Genomic DNA, 23698 nt, shown 5'->3' with positions numbered 1-23698 from the left:
TTCTTTGTTTGTCTAGATTAATAAATACTTTATATTACAAATTAAGTAAATATTTGATGTGAGGTTTGATGCATCGGTAATGTATTTTTTACAACTTTGGCGGGGAATAGAGTGAGACCGAGACGAAGACCAAGACAAAAAGGAGCCTCATGAATTCTCATGGGCTCCTTTTTTTATACCTTTACAACGAATTGATAGGCGCCCGACTGGCTGCCATCCGCATTGCTTTTCATATCCATCAGCAGTGCCTTGTTATAGATGCCATCCTTCGCATTGCCCGCTTCATTCGGGAAAAAAAGCTGGCTCGTCAGCACCTTACCATTCGGCGCCTGCACCTTCACATGAATATGGCGCGTTCGCCCTGGGTACAAACCCGGCACAATCGTTTCCAACGTAAACTTGCCTTTATCGTCCGTATATTGATGCCCCCGCAAGGTGAAGCCTTTGTTATCATACTGACCGTCGGCATCGGCTTGCCAGAAGTCCAGTAACGCATGTGCAACCGGTTTGCACGCCGTGGACACAACGTAGCCTACAAGCGTAAGCTTCGTTCCTTTCATTCCTTGCTCTAGCAGAGAACTTCTCTCCGGCGAGTTCGGCGTAAAATACGGGCCTTCGGTGACAGCTGGCGTCAGCTCCTCCGGCGAACCGCACGCAGGTGTCGGCTCCAGATTGGCCGCTTTCGGTGATTCGGTCGCCGCATCCTTCGCTTGATTACCTTCAGGCTGAGTCGTTGCTCCGCCGGTCGTCGCTCCGCCGCCTAAATTGATGCCGCAGGCTGCTAAAGTCGCACTAGTAACCATTAGAACACTGGATACCAAGAACTTGCGACGCGTTATTTTCGTACTCGAAGATTTCAATCCCGTTTGCTTCTCTTCCATTGTCGTCCCCCCCCATTCCAACCTCTTGTACGATTAGAATAGCATGGAATTGGGGGAAATTCCCTGAAATTTAGCCTAAAATAGGCTTAAAGTTTACTGAAAATAGGTGCAGGATAGACGAAAAAAATGCAGCTCCTTAGATACTTAGCTATTTCGAAACAAAAGGATTCCCTTCGACCCAAAATCGCCACGGATATTCTCTGGCTTCCCCGCTATTGTCGATGCCGATTCTCGGTCCAGCAGCAATGGATTCTACGGTTCTTCCTTCCGCGATGTAGAGAGGACGCTCAAAGAAAGGTCTTCCATAATCCTCTTTTACAATGCCAAGGGCTTTTGTTAGTTTGCCGGGGCCGTTGGTTAGCTCCTTTAGCTTTTTATCAGTACCGCGGCGATCATACATAAGATCAACTCCTATACATGGCTCCACAGCTCGAATTAAGACAGCTTCTGGGTGACCAGGCTCCCCGCTTACTATGTTCACTAGACAATGGGTATGCATCACGTAGGTATAGACATAGCCTGGAGGGCCAAACATAACTTCGGTTCTCGGTGTCCTGCGATTGCCAAAGCTATGTGCGGCGCGGTCCCCGGGACCTATGTAGGCTTCTGTTTCTACAATCCAGCCTGCGGCTATGCCTAGTTCGGTTTCTTTCACAAGCAGTTTGCCGAGCAGCGAACGAGCCAAGAGCAGTGTGGGCTGCTCAAAAAATGCATCAGCTACGGATTGGGAAGACAGAACAATCACCTCCATTTTTTCATAAAATCGTCTTACAGCAAAAGAAACCCGATCAGCCGCAGCCAATGGGTTCCTATTTATTATCCGACGACCATACTATCTTGACCCAAGTTATCCCCTGCGGATTGTTTGATTTGTTTGCTTCTTAATTGTCCGCAAGCGGCATCAATATCCGTACCGTGCTCAAGGCGAACGCTGCAGCTAATGCCCTGCTTTTTCAATGTATCATAGAAAGCACGCACAGATTCCCGCTCGCTCCGTTGATATTGACTATGCTCATCCACGGGATTGTATGGAATCAAGTTCACATTGGCAAGGTGGCGAATATGCTGAATGAGCTCTGCTAATTGCAGTGCATGTTCCCTACCGTCGTTAACATCCTTCAGCAGGATGTACTCCAATGTAATTCTCCGATTCGTTTTCTCCAAATAGTACTCAATCGCCTGCATTAATTTCTCGATCGGAATCGCTTTGTTTATTTTCATGATCCGGGTACGAAGCTCATTCGTCGGGGCATGCAGAGAAATCGCCAGATTCACCTTCAAATCTGAGTCCGCGAATTCGATAATTTTATTAGCAAGCCCACTAGTGGATACCGTAATATGTCTAGCGGCAATGTCTAGGCCTTTTTGATCTTTCACGACGCGGATAAAATCAACCATATTTTCAAAATTATCAAATGGCTCGCCAATGCCCATCACAACAATGTGGCTGACACGCTCGTCTTTACCCGCTTGGTCCAAATGAAACTGAACCTTCATAATTTGTTCCACGACTTCAGCGCTGGACAGATCGCGGCTTTTGGCCAAAAGTCCGCTCGCACAGAAGCTGCACCCAATGTTACAGCCAACCTGCGTCGTTACACACACAGACAAACCGAATTTATGTCTCATTAGCACGGTCTCGATCAAATTACCATCCTGCAGCTTGAACAGGAACTTCATCGTGCCGTCCGCTGATTCTTGCCTCGTATGTTCAGTCAAAGTTTGAATGACGAAATGCTCTTCCAAACATTGAATACAATCCTGCTTCACATCCGTCATCTCTGAGAAGTCGGTCACCCGCTTCCGATATAGCCAATCCCAGACTTGCAGCGCCCGCGATTTTTTGTGTCCATTTTCCTCAAGCCATGCAATCAATTGATCCAACGTTAATCCATAGATGGATTCTTTATTCATCGTTATCCTCTTTTCAAGACTTTCACATACAGTCCTATTCTACTAAGCAGCCGAAGCGTACCATCTATTTATTATTGTGCCAAAAATCCCTCATGAACACAAGGGCAGTGAGTGGACATACCCGTTCCTTTATCTGCCTCTTATTTGGTTGTCCATTTCGACAGCCACTCTATGAATACATCCTTTCACATCCACAAATAATGTAACTAGCACATCAAGGAGGCCAAAAAAATGAACAATCAACGCGCTCAAGAGATTGCGGTGTCACCTGTCATGGTGGATGTCACTTATAATGGGACACCCATCTACATTCAGAATGTCGACGAAAAGAACGAAACTGCCAGAATTTATCCCTTGGATCAACCGGAAAACGAGCAAAGTGTCCCTTTGAGCAGTCTAGTCGAGAGCTCTCAAATGCTGGAGATGGATGATATTAAAATGATATGCCCGCTGCCAAATAGCTGAAAATGAAGGAAGAAAAAGGGGCTGTCCCATAAGGCGTTCATCTTTAGGCTGCCTCTGTTGCTCAGTATCGTAACAAAATAGAGGCTGCTCGCTAGGTTATTAACCTTTTGAGTCAGCCTCTTTAGTGTTTCGTACAGGTCTATGAGAATTTAATTATACCTACCGAGTGCAAAAATACACAAACGATGAGTATGGGAACGATCACCCGCAGCAAGAACATCCAAGCTTTATACCAGAAACCTTTCAAGCCCGCTTCTTCTCCAGCCTTTTTCCACGCGTAACCCGTAAACAAGGTAACGACTAACCCGCCGAATGGCATCAGAATATAGGAAGTAAGGAAGTCCATCCAATCAAAAATGGTTTTACCTCCAGGATCGAAGTCCCCTAGCACGCCTCCGACAGAAAGCCCTGAAGGAACACCTACTATGAAACAAAGTATGGATAAGATAATGGCTGATTTTTTGCGGCTCCACTGCCATTTATGCATGGCATAAGCGACTGGAACTTCTAAGATGGAAATCGCTGAAGTCAACGCCGCAATGGCTAGCAGCAAGAAGAATAAACCACCAAAGAAGAAGCCAAATGGCATTTGCGAGAACGCTGCAGGCAGCGCCATGAACGCCAAGCCTACGCCTTCGCCAGGTTGAAGCCCATAGGAAAAGACCGTAGGGAAAATGACTAGACCCGCGATGAAAGCATAGACCAAATCACCGAAACCAATGGCGAGCGTCGCCGTGCCGAGTGATTGTCTTTTTTCCACATAAGAACCATAGGTTAACATACAGCCCATCCCTAACGATAAGGAAAAGAACGCGTGTCCCAAAGCAACTAGCGCAGACTCCGCATCCAGCTTGGAGAAGTCAGGCTTCAAGAAAAAGGATACCCCTTCGGCTGCTCCCGGGAGCGTAAGCGAACGGACCATAAGAATCAGCAGGATGATGAGAAAACCGGGAATTAGAATTTTGTTGAATTTCTCAATACCACCTGAAACCCCTTTGGCGAGAACCCCGCCCGTAAACACCATAACAACAGCCTGCCAGAAGATAGGCCAGTAGCCCGAAGCGAATGATAGAAACTTGACTTTGTAGTCGGAGCCCTCTTGGAATAAGAGACCTGTAAACGACTCTACCGTATAATGGAGCGTCCATCCTGCAACAATCGCGTAGTAGGACATGATCATGAATGCAGTGAGAATCGATAGTAATCCGAATGCTCCCCAGTATTTTTTGCCGGTCAAATTAAAGAAGGATATCGAAGCATTCCCTCTACCGCCGCGGCCAATCGTCATTTCCGCAAGCAAAATGGGTAAGCCAACAATAATTAAACAAATGATGAATAACAGGAAAAAGGCGGCACCGCCATGCTTGCCCGTAATGTAGGGAAACTTCCACATGTTCCCTAGCCCTACCGAACTGCCGATCGCCGCTAAAATAAAACCAGTAGACGTAAACCGTTCAACTGTTCCTGTTTTCTTGCCTGCCGCTTGTCCTGATGTCTGATCGTTACTCATGATGAATGATAAACTCCTAACATTATTTTGATGCAATAATGTTACTGGAAAATCCTTCTCCAGTCACCTTGTAAAATTTCACAGAGTTCCCAAGCAGAAAAATGAGTTATAAATCTATTCTTTATCAATCGATTGTTGGATACCATCTTCATAAAAGTCAAAGATTAGCTGTTGCTTCGTACCTCTTGCCGCATAGAACACGTCCGATATCCGTTTCCCCTTCCGTCTTACCTCCCGTTCCAACCATTCTTTGGTCAGACCGTTGTTCTCCAGGTTTTTCTCCATCACTTCTCCATCCATAATTAATTCAACAGGAAAAACTTGGCCGTTAGGATGAAGCTTCATATCCTTTTTAGTTACAAATTGGTACTCGTCTTTTTTTAATACCGATACCATTCCGTTATCCTCAAGCACGACATAATTCACTTCTTCTATATCAAAAATCCCTTTTTCCCTCAAGGCTTGATCCAATGAATCCAGAGTATATCTCACCTTTTTCATATTATCTTCAAGAATTTTCCCGCCTTCAATAAGTACGGTTGGAGAACCTGATATCCAACTTCTCATTTTGCGGCTCTTCAATGCAATGACGGATAACAAATAGGACATAATGGTAATGACAATGAGCGCTAAAATCAAATGCGTAAGTTTTAATAATTCATTGAATGCCAAGTTAGCTGCAATAGCTCCTAATGTAATACTAGTTACAAAATCATGAAACGTCATATTGGAGATCGTCTGTTTACCCAATATTCTAGCTATCAACAGAAGCACTAAAATAGCTAGAACGGTCCGAATCAGAATTTCCACGTAGACATGCATACTTATAATCCCTCCTTCCCTGTCATTATCTCCTAAATGAACAAGAAAAAACCAAGCACGAGAGGCTTGAGAATTAGAACTACGAAAAGAAGCCTCTGTGCGATGGGAACGAATTCCCATAGCTTACAGAAGCTTGAATCGTTATACATATTTGTACGCAAGACTATTCCAAATTGGCATGCCGACCAAACATGGTTGTGGAGTCGTAACCTTTCTTCTCCATTAACCGCAGGATGACAGCGTCAAAGAATAACAAAAGAGTTTGCTCGAATAGCGAGCCCATTGGTTGTATGGTGGAGTAATGGCTGGACGACTTATCTTTAGGCGAACCCGGAAGCTTAACGGCGATATCCGCCAACTGTCCAATTGTTGATTCTGGGTATATCGTTACTAGCGCGACAGCAGCTTGCAAGCTCTTGGCCTTCTCCGCCATCGATAGGAGGCTCTTGGTTTCCCCTGAGCCTGAACCGATGATCAGCATGTCTTTGTCGGTGACATTTGGCGTGATCGTCTCGCCTACTACATAAGCATCAATGCCCATATGCATCAGCCTCATCGCGAAAGCTTTGGCCATCAAGCCGGATCGACCGGACCCAGCTACAAATACCTTGCCGGACCCCATAATCCGCTCAACAAAATGATCAGCTTGATCGTCATTCAACTGGTTAGCACCCTGCTGCAGCTCATGAAGGATTTCAGCTAAATACAGATTCGTTTCCATACGAATTAAGATCCTTGTTTGATCAATTGCTGCATTTCAGCAGCAGCAGCTTGCTTGTCTTCTTGTCCGGTAATACCTCCGCCGACAATAACAAGATCAGGGTTCGCTTTGATCACTTCCGGAAGTGTACTTAATTTAATGCCTCCGGCAATCGCTGTTTTGGCCTGCTTTACAACACGTTTGATCGTCAGAAGATCTTCAAATGAATTTTTTCCGACAGCTTGAAGATCATATCCTGTATGCACACAGATATAATCAACACCGAGAGCGTCGATTTCTTGCGCACGCTGCTCAAGATTTTTCACAGAGATCATATCAACCAGAATTTGTTTCCCTTGTTTTCTAGCTTCTTCTACTGCACCTTTAATCGTCATGTCTTCCGAGGCTCCTAGTACGGTAACGATGTCAGCCCCTGCTTCGGATGCTTTCATGACTTCGTAACCAGCGGCGTCCATAATTTTGAGGTCAGCCAAAACTCTCAGATTGGGAAAAGCTTCTTTGATTTCTTTGACGGCGCGAAGGCCTTCATTAATGACAACCGGTGTGCCAATTTCAACGATATCTATAAATGCTTCCACTTCTTTCACCAATTTCTTGGCTTGTGGGATGTCGACAAGATCTAACGCTAATTGAAGTTCCATGGATGAGTCACTCCTCATGTAATTTTGTTTGGTGTTGTTCACGGGACCTATTGTACGACGATACTTTTCGAAAAGGAAGTACGCACTATTCAGTGACGTAGTACCCATTTTGAAACCATGGGCAAAAAAAAAGACCCTCAACACGGAGTTAAAGGTCCCTAGAACTTGAATGTTTCTATAGTGATTAAGCCTCATTCATTCGCTCTTGATGCTGCTGTCCCCAATCGGCCATTACGTTGAGCACTTCCTCCATGGTTTGGCCGTATTTCGTTAATGAATACTCGACTTTGGGTGGCACTTGAACGAATACTTCCCGATGGATGATGCCGTCATCCTCTAATTCGCGTAGTTGTTGCGTTAACATTTTTTGCGTAATGTCAGGCATCCCCCTTTTTAACTCGCCAAAACGTTTGACGCCGTCCATCAGATGACAAAGAATGACCAGCTTCCATTTGCCGCCAATCACCTTCAAGGTCATTTCTACCGAGCTCTTAAATAGTTGATCACCCATGATAAAAGACTCCTTTAGTATACTTTTTGATACTATAGTACTTAAAAGTAGGTACTTGCTTTTAATTGCAATACCCTTAATAATAAATGGCGTAGCTGTCCGTTGCAAATAGGAGCCCTCGTTAGGATTGTCTTCATAAATAGAGCTTAAAGGAGAGATGACGATGACTTTAGAGAATCAAACTGCGATCATTACGGGTGCCGGAAAAGGAATCGGCAAAGCTGCCGCTATCGCCTTGGCCAAAGAAGGCGTTAATCTCGGATTGCTTGCACGTAACCGTGCCGACCTTGAGTCCCTTCAACAACAATTGACAAGCGCATATCGTATTAAAGTGAGCATCGCTACAGCGGATGTATCTAAGAGAGCAGAAGCAGAGCGTGCCGTGGAAACGTTGATCGGAGATCTGGGCTCCCTTGATATTTTACTCAACAATGCCGGAGTTGCCCAATTTGGCACGTTGGCCGACATGGATCCGGAACAATGGGAACAGGTTATCCGCACGAATCTGATGGGCACGTATTATGTAACTCGCATAGCCCTGTCGACCATGTTGAAGCAAAATGGCGGAACGATTATTAACATCGCATCAACCGCAGGGGAACGCGGCTTTGCGACCGGTTCTGCTTATTGCGCCTCGAAGCACGCTGTGCTCGGCTTAACAGAAGCACTGATGCAGGAAGTTCGCAAATCGAACATCCGTGTGACCGCGCTCACTCCGTCAACCGTGAATACGGAGCTTGCCGTGAACGCTGGTCTTCCCATTGGCGATGAGGATCGCATGATGCAAGCGGAAGATGTAGCGGAGCTTATTTTGGCTGCACTGAAATTGCCGCAACGCGTTTTCTTGAAAACCGCTGGCATTTGGACAACGAATCCACAATAACCGCCGATTAGACAGGCGTATAAATATATCTTTGGAGGTTACAAGTATGACTCAGAAATTGTTTGCTTCGTATGATCTGAAAGGTTTGCACGTAAATAATCGCATTGTCATGGCTCCGATGTGTCAATATTCGGTTACGGCCAAAGACGGAAAGCCGAATGAATGGCACTACGTTCACTATCTTAGCCGCGCAATTGGCGGCACTGGCCTCATTATCATGGAAATGACGGATGTTGATCCCGATGGCCGCATTACCGATTTCGACTTAGGCATATGGTCGGATGATCATATTCCGGCATTCGCCAGAATTATCGACGGTGTACACGCGCATAATGGCAAAATCGGGATTCAGATCGCTCATGCTGGACGCAAAGCAGAAGACGCGGCAGTCCCCATTGCCCCATCTGCCATAAAGTTTCCAGGCTCAGCTTACAAAATGCCTCGCGCCCTTACAACCGAAGAGGTTCAAGACGTGGTTCAAAAATTCGGTGATGCTGCCCGCCGCGCGGTACAAGCTGGTGTGGATACGATCGAGCTTCATGGAGCACACGGTTATTTGATCCATCAGTTCCAATCACCTCTAACGAATAAACGAGATGATATTTATGGTCAAGACCTTGCCCGTTTTGGCGTAGAAGTCATTCAAGCCGTCAAAAAAGAAATGCCTGCTGACATGCCGCTCATCTTCCGCATCTCCGCAGTGGAGTATGCCGATGGCGGATATGATATTGATCATGCCATCGAGCTGTCCAAAGCCTACCAAGTTGCAGGTGTAGATGCTTTTCATGTGAGTTCTGGCGGAGAAGGACCCGCTGGAGAGAGAAAACCAGGCAATTACCCGGGCTATCAGGTTCCGTTCGCACGTAAAATCCGCGAGGCGTTGAATGTCCCCGTCATTGCCGTAGGTATGCTCGAAGATCCAGCACTTGCTGAATCCGTTATCGGCAGTGAAGATGCCGACTTCGTAGCGATTGCACGTGGCATGCTTCGTGATCCGTACTGGGCTACACATGCGGCCATTACGCTTCGCAATGAGCCGAATAATATTCCAGAACAATATGCTCGAGCTTACTGATACGAAAAAAGGAGCCACCCTAGTCATTTAAGGGTGGCTCCTTTCTGTTTAGTTGATTGCCAAGGTAACGGGAAAAGAATAAAATGTTACATGGGCGCAGATTCCTGACAATTCATACCTTACACGCGTGTGCCCTTTATTTGGCTCGGACCTTTGAGAGGGGATTCTTGTATGAAAAGTCTCGCATCCTACTATTTCCTATATTATCTAGGACAGGCAGCGTTAATGCCTTACCTTAGCCTATATCTAAGCGATAAGGGGATAAGCTCTACCTTAATCGGGCTGCTTCTATCACTTTGGGCCTTTACGAGTGTCATTGCTCAGCCCATTATGGGCATGCTGAATGACCGTCTGAACGATCGCCGACAAATATTGATGCTGTGCACGATCCTGTCCCCTATTCTCGCATTTGGCTTCTACTTTTTTGACGCCTACTTTGCCTTATTGATCTTCTCGGTTCTTTTCCCGTGGTTTCAATCTTCTTCTGCCTCGTTAAGCGACGCATTGGCTGTTGAAATCGGCAGTCATGCGGGCATCTCGTTTGGCAGCATTCGTCTCTGGGGAGCCCTGAGTTTTTCCTTGGCTAGTTTTGTCACAGGGATTATTTATGAGCGCAGCGGTTATGGAAGTAGTTTTTTCTATTTCCTTATTATCAACGCTGCCGTCCTCGGTGTTTTGTTTCTATTTCCTAAAATCAAGCCGTCCGAACATAAGCTGTCGATGTTTGATCAGGCTAAAGAGGTAATTAGCCATAAGCGTTTTCTAGCTTTTATCGGAATTTGCTTACTGGTGAATTTATCGATTGCCATCAACTTTTCGTTTCTTCCGATTTATTTTAAGGAAATGGGCTTTAATAAAGCCTGGATTGGCACCACGTATGCGATAGCCGCGATTATTGAAGTTCCGATGTTCTGGGTATCAGCCAAGCTGAATAACAAAATTGGGCGCTTGCCTGTCCTCTGCATGGCTGCTATTTGCTATGCGGCCAAGTGTTTGACATTGGCCTTCACGCACGATATTTATCTGGTGCTGGCTTCACAGCTTTTAGACGGAATGGCCTATGCTTTTTTCGCAAGCGCATCCGTTGAAATGGTGAAGAGTTATTCCAAAGATGAGACGCAAGCCACCTTCCAAACGGTCTTTGCAGCGATCACTACAGGGTTGGGAGGGATTATTGGCGGTGCCTTTGGCGGTATCTTCATTGACCATATGGGTGCACCATTCCTTTATTTCATCTTGTTTGTGCTGTGCATGACGGCAGCCGTTTTATTCATCATTTCTAATAAAATGTCCAACCGCTCGATCAAGCAGGATTGGCAGCAGAAAAGTCAGCTCTAGCCTTTTACATCGCTCAAACCGCGGGCTCTAGATCCCCAATTGCTACTTCATTCTTCTGTCATGAGAATTTTCGCTCCCCATTCATCCCTCCACTTTTTCCCTTTCAACAATTAAATTTTATACGAAAGATCCTTGGCAGCAACGCTTCTTTTTCGCTATTTCCCCCACTTCGTTCGGCAAAAATTTACAAAAAACCGCACCTCTTTACATATATTTTAAAAGAAATGTCTTGATTATACGCTTAGAAAACTAAATAATATGAAAAAGGTCTTATGGATCGGCACGACTTGATTATGATTAGAGCTTTAGTCTACACAACAGAAAGGTTGACATTAACATCATGGAGTTATCTCACCGCATTACCAAGGAACAAGCTGCCAAAGAACCATTCCCCATCTCTATACTTTCTCTGACCGTTGGTGCCTTTGCCATTGGAATGACTGAATTTGTCATCATGGGGCTTCTGCCTAATGTCGCGAATGATTTGCACGTCAGCATCTCATCCGCAGGGCAACTCATTACGATGTATGCGCTCGGGGTAGCTATCGGCGCACCGATACTGACAGTTCTCACCCACCGAATCCCGCAAAAGAAACTGTTATGTCTGCTTATGATCTTATTTATTCTCGGTAACGGAATCTCTGTTTTCGCTCCAAGCTATGCCATTTTGATGGGAGCCCGTATGATAACCGCATTGACACACGGGACATTCTTTGGCGTCGGAGCTGTTATCGCCTCTAATCTTGTACGTCCGGACAAGCGTGCCGGGGCCGTATCTATTATGATGGCAGGTCTCACCATTGCCAATATTATCGGTGTACCTCTAGGGACATTCATCGGTCAACACATGGGGTGGCGATCTTCGTTTGGCGCGATTGCGATCATGGGCATCATTGCATTAATCGGCATTCTTATCTTCATACCGCATATTCGGAATGACAAACCAGCGAGTATCGTTAAGCAGATTAGCGCTCTAATCAAGCCTAAGCTTCTGCTATACCTGCTGATCGGAGCACTAGGCAACGCCGGCCTATTCGCCGTATTCACTTATATTACGCCACTGCTTGTGCAAGTCACTGGTTTTGCTGAACATAGCGTGACTTGGATTCTAGTCCTCTTCGGCTGTGGAGTAACCATCGGCAATATTGTCGGCGGGAAGCTTGCGGACTGGAAGCTGATGCCTTCCATACTGGGACTTTACTTCACGATATGCGTTCTTCTCACCCTCTTCACCTTTACCATTCATAGTCCAATTGCTGCCGTAGTGACTATTTTCCTGTGGGGAGCTGCTTCCTTCGCTGTGTTCCCTGGACTGCAAGTACGAATTATGAGCCTAGCACAGGCAGCGCCTGCACTTGCCTCTACCTCCAGTCATTCTGCCGGTAATTTAGGAAATGCAGCTGGCGCTTTCATCGGTGGATGGGTCATTACACATCTGGCGATAACAGCCCTCCCTTGGGTCGGTGCCGTACTCGTCGGACTGGCGCTGATCTTAGGATTTGCTTGCTATCTAGCAGAACGTAAGCCTGCTAACGCATAATCCTATCACAATACAAAAAGTAAGGCACCCTACAATGGGTGCCTTACTTTTTTGTATTGGTATGGTGAAACGCGGTTGGTCTACATCCACTATTTTCGCTGCAGCTACCCTCTTTGCAAAACTTTTTGAAGCATCGTCCCTGTCTGTGCGTAATTCGTATGCCACGATAGCGCCTTCTCCAGGATATGAGGGGTTTGCCCTCCTCTGGTCAGGGCTTCTAAGTAATAGTCCATTAATTGCTCGCGGTACATGGGATGCGCACAACGATTAATAATAAGCTCCGCGCGTTCTCTCGGCGCCAATCCCCGCAAGTCGGCGTATCCTTGCTCGGTGACGACCACGTCCACATCGTGCTCGGTATGATCCACATGAGAAATAAATGGCACAATACTCGAAATTTTACCGTCTTTGGCGATTGATTTCGTAACAAAGATGGAGATGCGGGAGTTTCGGGCAAAATCACCCGAGCCGCCAATACCGTTCATCATTTGGGTGCCCAATACATGCGTAGAGTTCACGTTGCCATAAATATCAAACTCCAGCGCTGTATTGATCGCAATCAATCCCATGCGGCGAATGACTTCCGGGTGGTTCGAAATCTCCTGAGGCCTAAGTATAAGTTTATCGCGGTATTTCTCCAAATTCGGGAAAACCTGTTCCATCTTCGGTCCCGAAAGTGTAATGGAGCAGCAGGAAGCATAGCGGACTTTCCCAGCATCCATTAACTCGAACACGGCGTCTTGCAGCACTTCAGAATATACCTCCAGATCCGTGAATTCCGAATCTAATAGACCGTGAAAGACTGCATTGGAAACCGTTCCAATGCCGGACTGTAAAGGGGCCAGGCGGTTCGTTAAGCGCCCTTCTTGAACCTCTTGTCGCAGAAACGCTATTAAATGCTGCGCAATCGTTTCCGTTTCCTTATCGGGTGGTGTAATGGTTGAAGGGGAATCCTTCTGGTTGGTGAAAACAATACCCCGTACTTTCCCCATATCCACCGGAATGCCTATGGAACCGATCCGATCATCCGGCTTTGTTATTGGAATCGGAGAACGATCCCCCTGTTTACCTGGTTCGTACAAATCATGAAGTCCCTCCAATAACCGCGGTTGGGCCATGTTAATTTCAACAATAATGGACTTAGCATATTGAGCGAACACCATCGAGTTCCCAACAGAGGTCGACGGAATAATCATGTTGTCTCCCGTAATTGCAATCGCTTCCACGATAGCAAAATCAATAGGTTCCAGCACCTGAGCACGAACCATCTCCGACGTTTTGGATAAATGCTGATCTATAAAGTAAAATTCACCTTGATTAATTTTCTTACGCATTGTAGGGTCCGCTTGAAAAGGAAGACGCTTATTCAGCAAGCCAACTTCAGCAAACATTCGATCAATATCTGATCCGAGAGAAGCCCCGGTATATACATTCACTTTCATCTTTCCATATTTGGCACGCTCAACAAGCGCCATGGGAACCGCCTTGGCATCTCCAGCCCGAGTAAACCCGCTTAGCCCTAGCGTCATTCCACTTTTAATCCAGGAAGCAGCTTCTTGTGCAGAGACTACCTTCTCATGGAGGTGGTGGTTGTGAATGCGATCGAAAACGTTTTCCATAAGGCTTTCCCCCAACCTATTTGTATCGTTTACACCATTTTAACAAACAGCAATGAGGAGGAATGATTTTTCGGATGGAAATGGGGGAAATCAGGACGAAACATGCAAATTTGTGCCCGAAGCCATGAAATGAATCATTCAGAAGCCAAGTAACTTTCGAAAGTAACTGGCGTAGGATTGACTGACTGTAATTTTGGTTTCATTTTTCATGATTAATACCAATGTTGAATGGGTATCGGGATAAATCTCCTTGATATAGTTAACGTTAACGATAAAGGAACGATGGCAGCGCACAAAGTAGTCTTTCGGCAAAAGAAAATCGAACTCATTTAACGTATATTTATGCGTACCCGTCAATTTTTCGGTAATCACATGTGTTTTGCGATCACTTGCTTCCAGATACATCACTTTCGGAAAAGGAACCGGAACCCATCCCTCCTGGTATTTAACCGTCACTACGGATTTCCCGGTCGTCAGCGTGGGAAAGATCGCAGAAACACATCCCTCCAGTCTCCCTTCTTGGATCAGCGGTACCGCCATGCCGTAATAGGGAACACCAAATAGATCACGATCGATAAACTCGGAAATTTTCTGTTTTCCAGTTAAGGCTTTATGTGTTATCGTCCCTTCTTTGACGGGATCGCCTTCTTTAATTTTAAGGTCGATTCTTTTACTTGCGCGATAATAAATGTATGTCTCTGTATTTGAAACTGCGATGGAGGTCTCATCTGAAAATAATTCGCCGATAGCATCAAACATTGCCTGCATTTTAATTTGTGTCATTCTCTGCACCCGCCTTAATCATTATCGTTAATCTATTATACCTGCTTTTTGAAATCTCAGTAAAACACAAAAAAACTACCCGCAATGCGGGCAGTACTTCATAATCTATATATAATTAAGCTAGCGATTCCCATAATTATTATTGTTTTTGGGGGGATACTGGTATTGAGGGGCTGCATGGGGCTGACTTGGCGTGTTGGAATGCGAAGGAGTGGCCTACCGCTTATGCATTTCTGACACACATTCATCCGTAGGTCCAATGACAATCGTTTTATTATCTAGAGGTTTAAGTGTTTTCTTCAATAGTTCAGGATCTAAACAATACGTATGGGCAAGGACTTCTATTGGTGTTTTAGTCAGAATATCAGACCCGAAAATGTACTCTGGATACGGAGCATCAAAGATAGCGAGTAAGTGGGTGCTATTTTCTAAAGCCACTTCCCAATGCCACCAGCCCTGCGGAATATTCGCCACTTGTCCTGGGGCTATCGTCACATTTGTGATTATATTGTTAAAAGGATTAATTAAGGAAACCCTGGCTGTTCCCGTAATGCAATAAACAAGCTCTGATGCATTTTGATGATAATGCGGTTCCACGACGCGTCCTTTACTTAAATAAATATCAAGCAAAGAAACATTACCGAGCGTATTTAGGGTTTTCTCGTCCCAATCGATTAATAAAATTGTCGGCATTTCTAGTTTTCAATCGATTTTTATTGATATCAAAAAAGTATTGAACGTCTGGTTTCGTATAATCTATCTCAGGTGTAGCCACTTCGGAACAACTCCATTTCGCCTATGATTCATATATCTGCATGATATGCGGTGGGAGTGAATTCGTGACAAATGCCTAATTTTGGCAGTAGGTAGAGCTCAGAAGATACAAGGCTTACGCCAAAGTATGCTTCGCGTAAGAGACGCAGGAATTGCTCTCTTACATTCGGGAAGAAAGCTTTAAAGTATTGTGAAGCTGTAGTGACTGGCAGCAGCCAGCGATGTGTAAAAAAAGAACCTCGAGCTCCTTTTGTGGAGTTGAGGTTCTTTTCGCATCATAGATGGTGGGACCGGTTCCTATTACCGCCTATCTAAAGGGAACGAGGAGGCGTTATTTCCTGAAATTTGCTTAAAATAGCGAATCGTCGTTCCTTTTCATTTGTAAATGAGGTTCGTCAATCGCCATATTGCACCACAAAGAGCACTCAGGATTCGTTTATGCTGGGAAAAGTTCTATTTGTAGCGCCCAATTCTTCTTTGGATTTATTCAAATTAGAAGCTTTTCTCGAAGACCACAAGGCTTCGATTTCCTCCAGCGATTTCCCCTTTGTCTCGGGTACAAGACGCCAAGTGAAAAAGAAGGTAAGCAAGGACATGAAACCGAATATCCAAAATGTCACCGCTGGCCCAGCAGAACCAAGCATCGGAGGAAAGGTCTGAGATACGATATAATCCGCTGTCCATAGCGCCATAGAAGCTATCGCCGTTGCTTTTCCACGAATACGGTTCGGGAAAATTTCGGACATAATCACCCACACGACAGGCCCAAGCGATACAGCAAAGGAAGCTACGTACAGTAAAATAAAGATTAGCACCAAAGGCCCTGAAGGTTGTCCCGTGTGAAAGGCGGCGCCTATAACGACTAGGCACACTGTCATTGAGGCAGATCCAACAAGTAAAAGGGCCTTACGTCCCACCTTATCAATGAGCCATATAGCAAGAATGGTGAAGAGGAAATTAATCAAACCGACCAAAATGGTCTGAATCAGCGAAGCATTCGTGCCAGCACCCGTTTCCTTAAAAATTTCCGGAGCATAGTACATAATTGCGTTAATTCCCGTAACTTGCTGGAGTACAGCCAGCCCTACGCCTACAATTAAAGCAAGCCGCAAAGCGGGACTGAACAGCTGGCGGATCGATCCGCTTTCCTGCTTGAACGACTCCTTGATATCCAGCACTTCCTGTCTGGCCAATTCGTCACCGTGAATCTTAAGTAGAATCGGAAGAGACTCTGCTGCTCGCCCCTGCTTGATCAACCATCTCGGACTTTCAGGCACAAAGAAAAGCAGTACCAGGAACAACAAGCCCGGAAGAACGCCGAAGCCAAACATCCACCGCCAAGCCGTAGAAACGTCCCACGCGTCGTTGCCGTATCCCGCAATGCCCATGTTAATGAAATATACGAGGAAGATACCGGTCACCGTCGCGAACTGATTGAGGGCTACAAGACGGCCGCGATACTTGGCAGGCGCTATTTCCGCGTTATAAAGAGGACATAGCGTAGAGGTAATACCAATCCCAAGTCCGCCAATAATCCGGGCAATAATATAAGCAGTGAACGTATTTGGAATGGCAGATCCGATGGACCCGATAATGAATAGGATCGCAGCCATAATCAGCACTTTTTTCCGACCGAACCTGTCCCCCAGCATACCGGATCCTGCTGCTCCAACGATACACCCGATGATTAAGCTGGAGACCGCCCAACCAACCTCCACCTGGCTTAGGTCGAAGCGTTCTTTCATAAAACCGATTGCACCCGACACCACAGCTGTATCAAATCCAAATAATAAACCGCCCAAAGCGGCTACCATCGAAACTAGCGTTACAAACTTCATGCTTACTTGTTGGTTTTGATTGTTTATATGTGAGCTCATAAGCGATTATCCCTTCTGACTTATCCGCACCTGCATGCGGGTCTTTTATCTTGAAAAAATCGTAAATCCGTCTAATGCGAGACTCATTATACCATGTGTTTTGTTCAAGCCAGGGGCCAATTCCCTTCACTTATTTGTTGATTACAAGCATAATATTGATGCCTGCAACTCTCCTTCGGATGTAGGGCGGCAGACTAGCATATTTTTGTTCGGGAATAACAAAAAAGTCCATGCATCTCTGCATGAACCTTAGTTTAATAAAGTTGACTGCGGTATTCAGTAGGCGTTACCCCTGTTACCTTTTTAAATACTCTACTGAAATAATTAGGGTCTTTATAACCCACCATATAGCAGACTTCCTTTAAGCTGAATTGCCCGTCCCTTATGAATTCTTTGGCCCTTTCGATCCGCAGCCTTGTCACATAATCAATGAAGGTTTCTCCCGTTTGCTGCTTGAATACTTTACTGAAATAATACGGGTTCAAGTGGACATGCTCTGCCACATCTTCAAGGGAAAGCTCCTCGCAGAATTTATCTTGAATGAACGTGATCGCGTTGTCTAGGACACTCCATGTTCGCTGCTCACGCTCCTCACGTATTCTTTTAATTGCCAATTCCACGTAAGTACGTTCAGAGGTATTGTCTGCCATCAACTTATCAGCGGTTTCCCGCTCACCTTCTAGGGAGAGCATTTTCAAATCCTCAAAAGAGCAAAGGTTACCCCACTTTTTAGGATACGTAGATGCGAAGACGGCTTCAAAATACGATCTCCTTATCCCCTCAATATCCGCTTGGACGGATCCGATGCCTACATTAGCGTCTATATTACGCTGTTGGTGGAGTGTCTCGACCAGCTTATTGCCTAGGAAATGAGCCTCTTCCCGCAATACCTCATCCTTGATTTCCGCCTTCTCGAGTAGAAAAATGACCATGTGCCAATGGACCATGGAACTGACCACACAGCCGACTCTATTCTTGATAAAGCCTTTGGCGAAGTTTTTTACCGTTTCGTAAAGCTTTTTCTTTTCGATGCCTAATTCCTGCTCGGAGGGATGCCCGAATTCCGGCAAGGCGAGCACAATCGCGCATCCTTTATCTATGGAAAGCTCGAGGATATCAGCCAGATACCCCACCTCGGTTTCATTCACCTGATCGGACATAAAGACCAGAGCCATTTCCGTTTCCGCCAGCGGAAGCAGATGGAAGTACTTATCGCGCATTGCGAACTCCTCGTCGCGCTTTCTTTGATCCTGATCTATTTCGGCTACTAGCCGCTGGAGGAGTGCGACGATTTGATCGCGTTTAGCCGGCTTGATCAGGTACTCCTTCACCCCCAAGGAAAGGGCTTCTTTGGCATATTCAAAATGTTCATAGGCTGTAACAAGAACCATTTTGATCTGCGGACTATGAGCCTTAATTTCCTTTAATGCTTCAAGGCCTTGAATGCCCGGCATCCGAATATCCATCAGCACGATATGCGGCCGAAATTCATCTGCCTTTTGAATAGCCACACGACCATTCTCTGCATGAATAATTTCAAAGGTATTCGGCATCATGCGGGTAACAATCCACTCAATGCCTTCTCTCTCTAAGGCTTCGTCATCTGCGATCAGTAGGCGATACATCTCCATCCTCCTTTCCTGCAGCAGGAATCCGGATGAGGACTGTCGTCCCTCGGCCCGGCTCGCTGTGAATATCTACAAGACTCTTTTTTCCATAAAATAATTCAAGTCGTCTAAACACATTGCGTGTCCCTAACCCCGTTGATTGTCCCTTTTCTTGGCCAAGCAGCGGTTCCGATTCGAAGTGAAGCAGAGAGTCACGAACCGCCTCGCTCATACCGATCCCATTATCCGATATGGCAACCCTTACCTCATCAGGCTCGCATGCAATGACCAGCTTAATCTCAGCCCCTTCCTCCATTCCCTCAATACCGTGGACGAAGACGTTCTCAAGTATCGGTTGAAGGGTTAGCATGGGAACATAAACGTCCAGTCCGCTTTCGTCAATTTCTGTTACAAACTGAATCCGGTCACGAAAGCGGGCCTGTTGGATGGTAAAGTACTCCTTGGCATGCTCAACCTCATCCCTAAGCGTCACCGGACGATCCAATTTCCGAAGATTATACCGAAGAAGATTCGACATGGATACCGTGAGATCGCTTGTTTTCTCAGCACCCTCGAGCAGAGCAAGCTTGGATATGACATTCAAGGAATTAAAGAGAAAATGTGGGTTGATCTGATTTTGCAAAACTTCCAGCTCCAATTCCTTGACCAGCTTGTCCTTTTCCAAGCTTTCTTTCTCTTTCATAATAAGTTCCTTTAAATTGTCCTGCATGCGCCCAAAGGCTTTAGATAACATCCCAAATTCATTATTCTCACTAATCTGAGGAGGTGGAGCTTGCAAATTCCCGTCTGAAATTTGTTGAGCCGTTAAGGCTAACTGCTTGATCGGTCGGGTAATACCTAGGGAGATCCAATAAGCAAACAAGACACTTATCAGCGTATTCAAGATAAAGATAGCGACTCCCCAGTGATTCATAACTTCTGTTTGGATAAGAATTTGTCTGTAGAAGGGTTGATAAAAACTCAGTTCCAAATCAATAAGATGATGTCCTTCTGTTTGGATAAACGCTGCTGTCTGCTCAGCCTCTTCGTAGAAAGCCACATAAGCCAAAGAACCTTGGCTATTTAAAGCATCTATTACACCCGCTTCTTGCCCTATAAAAGTATCGATCATGTTGCGATAGCTGCGGACTGTAAGATCAGTAGTTGGAATAGTCGTCCCCTGTGCAGACAAGCTTTCCCGCAGAAGATTGAGCTCATCCCTCTGACTTATATAGGCCTTGCGGCTGTTCTCTGTTCGATCCATTAAGTAAACATTCAGAGCACGAAGATTTCCCTGCGTTTGTCCGGCAATTTGCTTGTACAATAATACACGATCCAGCATCACATTATAGCTTTGCTGCACCGTTCTTCCGCTTTCAAAAATGAAATAAGCGACCGCGTTATTCAATATAAAAAGCACCGGGATGACTATAAATAGCATTCTACGTATATTCATGGGCTGCCCACACTTAACTTCAGTTGGTTTCTATCCAGAATATCAGTAGCGGTGAAGTGCTGGACCGGAATGGAGCCCCCTTTGAAAATTTCCGCTAGCAAATTAACGGATTTGAATCCAATCTCTTTGGGCTGCTGAACGATGGAAGCTTGGATTGCTCCTTGGGCGATACCCTGCTTGGTTTCCTCCAAGTCATCAAATCCGTACACGCTTACATCCGCTCGATTCGTTGCCTTCAGTCCTTCTACAATACCAACCGCATCTAAGGAGCTAAATCCCACCATCGTTTGAATATTTGCGTATTGGTTCAACAAAGCTTCTGTCTGCTTAGCGGCTTGAATCCGTGAAATATTCGATGAGCGGACAGCTACGATTTCAAAGCCAGGTGTATCTCGAATGATTGAACGGAATCCCTCTAAACGAAGCTGTTGATTATCCGCCAATTCGCTTCCGATCATGACACCGATACGGCCTTTACCGCCAGCATCCTTCACCACCAGCTCTCCCATGCGTTTGCCTGCTTCCCAATTATCTGTTCCTACGTAGGCAAGTCGCCGGCTCGCCGGCTCATCCGCATCTACTGTGATCACGGGAATACCTTGATCTATTGCCTTGCTAATTTGAAGATCGTAACGCTGCTCTTTTATCCCTTGCACGATAATAGCATCCGGCTTGGCAGCAATCGATTTCTCTAGAAGATTCATTTGTTCAGCAGGATTTATACGAATCGGTCCCATGTAATCAATTTTCATACCCAGCTTTGCCGCGGCTTCTTTCGCTCCCAGCTCCACCGTTCTCCAGAATGGATTATCGATCTCTTGAGCTATAAGAACAACGTGCTTGATACCTTTATCCTCTATCTTGCTCTGTTCCATTTGCCCGACCAGGTGATCGATCTTAAGCGTGGAAGTTACAAACTGGAATAAAAAATAGCAGAAAATAAGAAATATGCCTATCAGCCCCACAGTCCACTTTTTCTTTGACATGGAGCACCCCCGATGTTTACTTAAAAATATAGATTTATTATACAGTGCCTGCCGATAAAACGGAAATCACGTTTAGTATTCGATGATGAATAATTTTCCTATACATGGCAAAAGGTACTACTGACAATTTAAGGAAGGATGAACTGGAGACAATGGACAAAGAAAACCAAGAGATGACCTTAACGAATCGACAAGGTCATCCGATTTCAGATAATCAAAACATACGAACCATCGGAAATCGTGGGCCTTCAACGCTCGAAAACTACCACTATATCGAGAAAATATCCCATTTTGATCGGGAGCGCATTCCAGAACGTGTTGTACATGCACGAGGTGCCGGTGCCCATGGGTATTTTGAGGCCTATGGCAAAGTGGGTAATGAGCCTATCTCCACCTATACACGGGCCAAGCTTTTTCAAGAAGCAGGTAAACAAACCCCTGTATTTGTCCGATTTTCTACGGTCGTTCACGGCAATTACTCTCCAGAAACCTTTCGTGATCCGCGAGGGTTCGCCACCAAATTCTATACCGAGGACGGTAACTGGGACTTAGTCGGCAACAACTTGAAGATCTTCTTTATTCGCGATCCGTTGAAGTTCCCGGACATGGTTCATGCTTTCAAACCAGACCCCGTTACTAACTTGCAAAATCCAGAGAAAATGTTCGATTTCGTATCGAACTCTCCGGAGGCCACTCACATGATCACATTCCTGTTCTCTCCGTGGGGGATTCCGGCCAATTATAGACAAATGCAAGGGTCTGGTGTGAATACCTACAAGTGGGTCAACCAAGACGGGCAAGCCGTATTAGTCAAGTATCACTGGGAACCGTTGAAGCAAGGCATGAAGAACCTGACTCAGAAGGAAGCCGAAGGCATCCAGGGTAAAAACGTAAGTCATGCCACGCAGGATTTATATGAAGCCATCGAGCGAGGCGATTACCCGGAATGGGAGCTCTGTGTTCAAATCTTGAGTGATGACGAGCATCCTGAGCTCGACTTCGACCCGCTTGATCCGACGAAGCTTTGGGATCATGAACAGTTTCCTTTTTTACCTGTGGGCAAAATGGTTCTGAACAAAAACCCCGAAAATTACTTCGCTGAAGTCGAGCAGGCAGCTTTCGGTACGGGGGTTCTAGTAGATGGTCTTGATTTCTCCGATGACAAGCTGCTGCAGGGCCGAACCTTCTCCTACTCCGATACCCAGCGATACCGCGTGGGAACGAACTACCTTCAACTGCCGATTAATGCCCCCAAAACGCGTGTAGCCACGAACCAACGGGATGGACAAATGGCCATCATGGTAGATCAGGCACCCGGGCAGAATCCGCATGTAAATTATGAGCCCTCCTCGCTTGGCGGGTTACAAGAGGCGGCTCCTTCCGGAAAAGAACATCAACCTATGTATAATGACAAATTGGTCCGTGAAAAAATCAGCCGAACCAATGACTTTGGGCAAGCCGGAGATACCTACCGCAAATTTGAAGATTGGGAACGCGATGAATTGATTGCGAATTTGGTAGATGCACTGAAGATATGTAAGCCAATTATCCAGCGTACAATGATCGAACATTTTACCAAGGCAGATCCTGATTACGGTCGACGTGTTTCTGAAGGTCTAGCTCAAGCTAATGTCGACTCGGCACACATCGGTTCCGATTCTGAAAGAGATGGCGCTGAAATGGCCGAGAACTCAGGAAAGCGGACGGATGGATATTAAAAATTACTAGTTAAGTTTCAGGAAATGACCGAGTAAGGCTGGTAGAACTGTGACCCGAAAGACGGACACTTCAAGGATAAACGACTCCGTCGTCCCACTGGGACGAGCGCGTTTGTCAAGGTAGATGCGAAGCAAAAGTATAAAACTTATACTTTCTGCCCTGAAAATTAAAAAGTAACTCTGAGCACTTTATCACGCTAGAACATCGTACCCTTGAGTTTCGTTTTTTAAAAAGTAGCTTTAAGCGGTTTTTAGGCAATAGGAAACTAAGCCCCCGGATAAGTGCTTTTAAAACGAATGTACGTTCCTGTTTTATGCGGATTGTTCTTGGATACTTACAGTAAGCCCCAAGGATTCTAACCTCTTAATCGAACTACTGATCAAGATCTCACGTTTTCGTTGATCGAAATAGCCAAAACCGAGTTCCACATATTCTTGTCTTCGCGTTAACAAGATATGAACAATCGTTAAAATGGTATGCCCTACGGCTACCGCTGCTCTATTCTTTCCACGACGTGCTGCAATGCGATGGTACTGTGCTGCCAAGTACGAATTCTTTTGGCGTGCTACCGATCGT

At 45.6% G+C, this 23698-nt stretch carries 18 protein-coding genes and 4 pseudogenes; 6 read left to right on the top strand and 16 right to left on the bottom strand.

The features are described 5' to 3' along the window. Positions 1 to 173 precede the first annotated feature (173 nt). The 3 genes from G519_RS0132865 to rlmN all read right to left on the bottom strand — a co-directional run bounded on the left by G519_RS0132865 (position 174) and on the right by rlmN (position 2795). Complete coding sequence (locus G519_RS0132865) at positions 174 to 881, bottom strand: dioxygenase family protein (RefSeq protein ID WP_051253901.1); 708 nt, start codon at positions 879 to 881, stop codon at positions 174 to 176. A gap of 148 nt (positions 882 to 1029) precedes the next feature. Then, on the bottom strand, positions 1030 to 1632 hold the full coding sequence (locus tag G519_RS0132860; protein ID WP_051253902.1) for a DNA-3-methyladenine glycosylase: 603 nt from the start codon (positions 1630 to 1632) through the stop codon (positions 1030 to 1032). 65 nt (positions 1633 to 1697) lie between these two features. Then, on the bottom strand, positions 1698 to 2795 hold the full coding sequence (rlmN, locus tag G519_RS0132855; RefSeq protein WP_029198240.1) for a 23S rRNA (adenine(2503)-C(2))-methyltransferase RlmN: 1098 nt from the start codon (positions 2793 to 2795) through the stop codon (positions 1698 to 1700). A gap of 231 nt (positions 2796 to 3026) precedes the next feature. On the opposite strand from rlmN, the pseudogene G519_RS45715 reads away from it, so the two are divergent. Next, positions 3027 to 3200: pseudogene (locus tag G519_RS45715) on the top strand (small acid-soluble spore protein H); the annotation flags it as partial. Positions 3201 to 3399: 199 nt separating this feature from the next. Here the strand turns inward: G519_RS45715 and G519_RS0132845 are convergent. From G519_RS0132845 to G519_RS0132825, 5 genes are all read right to left on the bottom strand, one after another. Further along, entirely contained in the window at positions 3400 to 4770 is a 1371-nt protein-coding gene (locus G519_RS0132845; protein ID WP_029198239.1) for a sodium-dependent transporter, read from the bottom strand. Positions 4771 to 4884: 114 nt separating this feature from the next. Continuing rightward, the gene (locus G519_RS0132840; RefSeq protein WP_029198238.1) at positions 4885 to 5592 is read right to left on the bottom strand and encodes a DUF421 domain-containing protein; all 708 of its coding nucleotides are present in this window, start codon (positions 5590 to 5592) and stop codon (positions 4885 to 4887) included. A gap of 163 nt (positions 5593 to 5755) precedes the next feature. Next, a complete protein-coding gene (gene hxlB, locus G519_RS0132835; protein WP_029198237.1) occupies positions 5756 to 6313 on the bottom strand; it encodes a 6-phospho-3-hexuloisomerase in 558 nt (185 codons plus the stop codon). Positions 6314 to 6318: 5 nt separating this feature from the next. Further along, on the bottom strand, positions 6319 to 6954 hold the full coding sequence (gene hxlA, locus G519_RS0132830; RefSeq protein ID WP_029198236.1) for a 3-hexulose-6-phosphate synthase: 636 nt from the start codon (positions 6952 to 6954) through the stop codon (positions 6319 to 6321). Between the two features lie 184 nt (positions 6955 to 7138). Then, the gene (locus tag G519_RS0132825) at positions 7139 to 7465 is read right to left on the bottom strand and encodes a winged helix-turn-helix transcriptional regulator (protein WP_029198235.1); all 327 of its coding nucleotides are present in this window, start codon (positions 7463 to 7465) and stop codon (positions 7139 to 7141) included. A 163-nt stretch (positions 7466 to 7628) separates the two neighbouring features. Here G519_RS0132825 and G519_RS0132820 point away from each other — a divergent pair, with 163 nt between their 5' ends. The 4 genes from G519_RS0132820 to G519_RS0132805 all read left to right on the top strand — a co-directional run bounded on the left by G519_RS0132820 (position 7629) and on the right by G519_RS0132805 (position 12301). Then, on the top strand, positions 7629 to 8348 hold the full coding sequence (locus G519_RS0132820; RefSeq protein WP_029198234.1) for a 3-ketoacyl-ACP reductase: 720 nt from the start codon (positions 7629 to 7631) through the stop codon (positions 8346 to 8348). A 46-nt stretch (positions 8349 to 8394) separates the two neighbouring features. Beyond that, positions 8395 to 9423 carry an NADH:flavin oxidoreductase/NADH oxidase gene (locus G519_RS0132815; protein ID WP_029198233.1) on the top strand — a complete coding sequence of 343 codons (1029 nt, stop codon included), beginning with the start codon at positions 8395 to 8397 and terminating at the stop codon, positions 9421 to 9423. Positions 9424 to 9594: 171 nt separating this feature from the next. Beyond that, complete coding sequence (locus tag G519_RS0132810) at positions 9595 to 10761, top strand: MFS transporter (protein WP_029198232.1); 1167 nt, start codon at positions 9595 to 9597, stop codon at positions 10759 to 10761. Positions 10762 to 11101: 340 nt separating this feature from the next. Then, positions 11102 to 12301, top strand: coding sequence for an MFS transporter (locus tag G519_RS0132805; RefSeq protein ID WP_029198231.1), 1200 nt, complete (start codon positions 11102 to 11104; stop codon positions 12299 to 12301). A gap of 104 nt (positions 12302 to 12405) precedes the next feature. Here the strand turns inward: G519_RS0132805 and G519_RS0132800 are convergent, their stop codons facing one another. The 7 genes and pseudogenes from G519_RS0132800 to G519_RS0132770 form a co-directional block, all read right to left on the bottom strand. Then, the gene (locus tag G519_RS0132800; RefSeq protein ID WP_029198230.1) at positions 12406 to 13920 is read right to left on the bottom strand and encodes an acetyl-CoA hydrolase/transferase family protein; all 1515 of its coding nucleotides are present in this window, start codon (positions 13918 to 13920) and stop codon (positions 12406 to 12408) included. Between the two features lie 138 nt (positions 13921 to 14058). Continuing rightward, entirely contained in the window at positions 14059 to 14703 is a 645-nt protein-coding gene (locus G519_RS0132795) for a LytTR family DNA-binding domain-containing protein (protein ID WP_029198229.1), read from the bottom strand. 120 nt (positions 14704 to 14823) lie between these two features. Continuing rightward, positions 14824 to 15478 (bottom strand): annotated as a pseudogene (locus G519_RS45710) (cupin domain-containing protein). A 424-nt stretch (positions 15479 to 15902) separates the two neighbouring features. After that, positions 15903 to 17354: a sugar porter family MFS transporter gene (locus G519_RS45705; protein WP_084160451.1), complete on the bottom strand. Its 1452-nt coding sequence runs from the start codon at positions 17352 to 17354 to the stop codon at positions 15903 to 15905. 254 nt (positions 17355 to 17608) lie between these two features. After that, on the bottom strand, positions 17609 to 18979 hold the full coding sequence (locus G519_RS0132780) for an AraC family transcriptional regulator (protein WP_029198228.1): 1371 nt from the start codon (positions 18977 to 18979) through the stop codon (positions 17609 to 17611). Next, complete coding sequence (locus G519_RS0132775; RefSeq protein ID WP_029198227.1) at positions 18954 to 20417, bottom strand: sensor histidine kinase; 1464 nt, start codon at positions 20415 to 20417, stop codon at positions 18954 to 18956. The genes G519_RS0132780 and G519_RS0132775 overlap by 26 nt, the downstream gene beginning before the upstream one ends. Continuing rightward, on the bottom strand, positions 20414 to 21403 hold the full coding sequence (locus G519_RS0132770; RefSeq protein ID WP_029198226.1) for a substrate-binding domain-containing protein: 990 nt from the start codon (positions 21401 to 21403) through the stop codon (positions 20414 to 20416). Before G519_RS0132770 ends, G519_RS0132775 begins: the two co-directional genes overlap by 4 nt. A gap of 167 nt (positions 21404 to 21570) precedes the next feature. On the opposite strand from G519_RS0132770, the pseudogene G519_RS0132765 reads away from it, so the two are divergent. Then, positions 21571 to 23121 (top strand): annotated as a pseudogene (locus tag G519_RS0132765) (catalase); the annotation flags it as partial. Positions 23122 to 23433: 312 nt separating this feature from the next. Here the strand turns inward: G519_RS0132765 and G519_RS45700 are convergent. Next, positions 23434 to 23698 (bottom strand): annotated as a pseudogene (locus G519_RS45700) (IS110 family transposase); the annotation flags it as partial.

The sequence above is a fragment of the Paenibacillus alginolyticus DSM 5050 = NBRC 15375 genome (genome assembly GCF_000422905.1).
Classification (GTDB): domain Bacteria; phylum Bacillota; class Bacilli; order Paenibacillales; family NBRC-103111; genus Paenibacillus_E; species Paenibacillus_E alginolyticus.
This window is presented reverse-complemented; position numbering and strand designations above follow the sequence as displayed.

What these genes read in the sequence shown, in the direction of transcription:
- rlmN (WP_029198240.1), bottom strand. Translation starts at nt 2,795, where the DNA reads ATGAATAAAGAATCCATCTATGGATTAACGTTGGATCAATTGATTGCA.
- G519_RS0132770 (WP_029198226.1), bottom strand. Translation starts at nt 21,403, where the DNA reads ATGTCAAAGAAAAAGTGGACTGTGGGGCTGATAGGCATATTTCTTATT.
- G519_RS0132805 (WP_029198231.1), top strand. Translation starts at nt 11,102, where the DNA reads ATGGAGTTATCTCACCGCATTACCAAGGAACAAGCTGCCAAAGAACCA.
- G519_RS0132820 (WP_029198234.1), top strand. Translation starts at nt 7,629, where the DNA reads ATGACTTTAGAGAATCAAACTGCGATCATTACGGGTGCCGGAAAAGGA.
- G519_RS45705 (WP_084160451.1), bottom strand. Translation starts at nt 17,354, where the DNA reads ATGAGCTCACATATAAACAATCAAAACCAACAAGTAAGCATGAAGTTT.
- G519_RS0132865 (WP_051253901.1), bottom strand. Translation starts at nt 881, where the DNA reads ATGGAAGAGAAGCAAACGGGATTGAAATCTTCGAGTACGAAAATAACG.
- G519_RS0132845 (WP_029198239.1), bottom strand. Translation starts at nt 4,770, where the DNA reads ATGAGTAACGATCAGACATCAGGACAAGCGGCAGGCAAGAAAACAGGA.
- hxlA (WP_029198236.1), bottom strand. Translation starts at nt 6,954, where the DNA reads ATGGAACTTCAATTAGCGTTAGATCTTGTCGACATCCCACAAGCCAAG.
- G519_RS0132780 (WP_029198228.1), bottom strand. Translation starts at nt 18,979, where the DNA reads ATGTATCGCCTACTGATCGCAGATGACGAAGCCTTAGAGAGAGAAGGC.
- G519_RS0132795 (WP_029198229.1), bottom strand. Translation starts at nt 14,703, where the DNA reads ATGACACAAATTAAAATGCAGGCAATGTTTGATGCTATCGGCGAATTA.
- G519_RS0132810 (WP_029198232.1), top strand. Translation starts at nt 9,595, where the DNA reads ATGAAAAGTCTCGCATCCTACTATTTCCTATATTATCTAGGACAGGCA.
- G519_RS0132775 (WP_029198227.1), bottom strand. Translation starts at nt 20,417, where the DNA reads ATGAATATACGTAGAATGCTATTTATAGTCATCCCGGTGCTTTTTATA.
- G519_RS0132840 (WP_029198238.1), bottom strand. Translation starts at nt 5,592, where the DNA reads ATGCATGTCTACGTGGAAATTCTGATTCGGACCGTTCTAGCTATTTTA.
- G519_RS0132815 (WP_029198233.1), top strand. Translation starts at nt 8,395, where the DNA reads ATGACTCAGAAATTGTTTGCTTCGTATGATCTGAAAGGTTTGCACGTA.
- G519_RS0132825 (WP_029198235.1), bottom strand. Translation starts at nt 7,465, where the DNA reads ATGGGTGATCAACTATTTAAGAGCTCGGTAGAAATGACCTTGAAGGTG.
- hxlB (WP_029198237.1), bottom strand. Translation starts at nt 6,313, where the DNA reads ATGGAAACGAATCTGTATTTAGCTGAAATCCTTCATGAGCTGCAGCAG.
- G519_RS0132800 (WP_029198230.1), bottom strand. Translation starts at nt 13,920, where the DNA reads ATGGAAAACGTTTTCGATCGCATTCACAACCACCACCTCCATGAGAAG.
- G519_RS0132860 (WP_051253902.1), bottom strand. Translation starts at nt 1,632, where the DNA reads ATGGAGGTGATTGTTCTGTCTTCCCAATCCGTAGCTGATGCATTTTTT.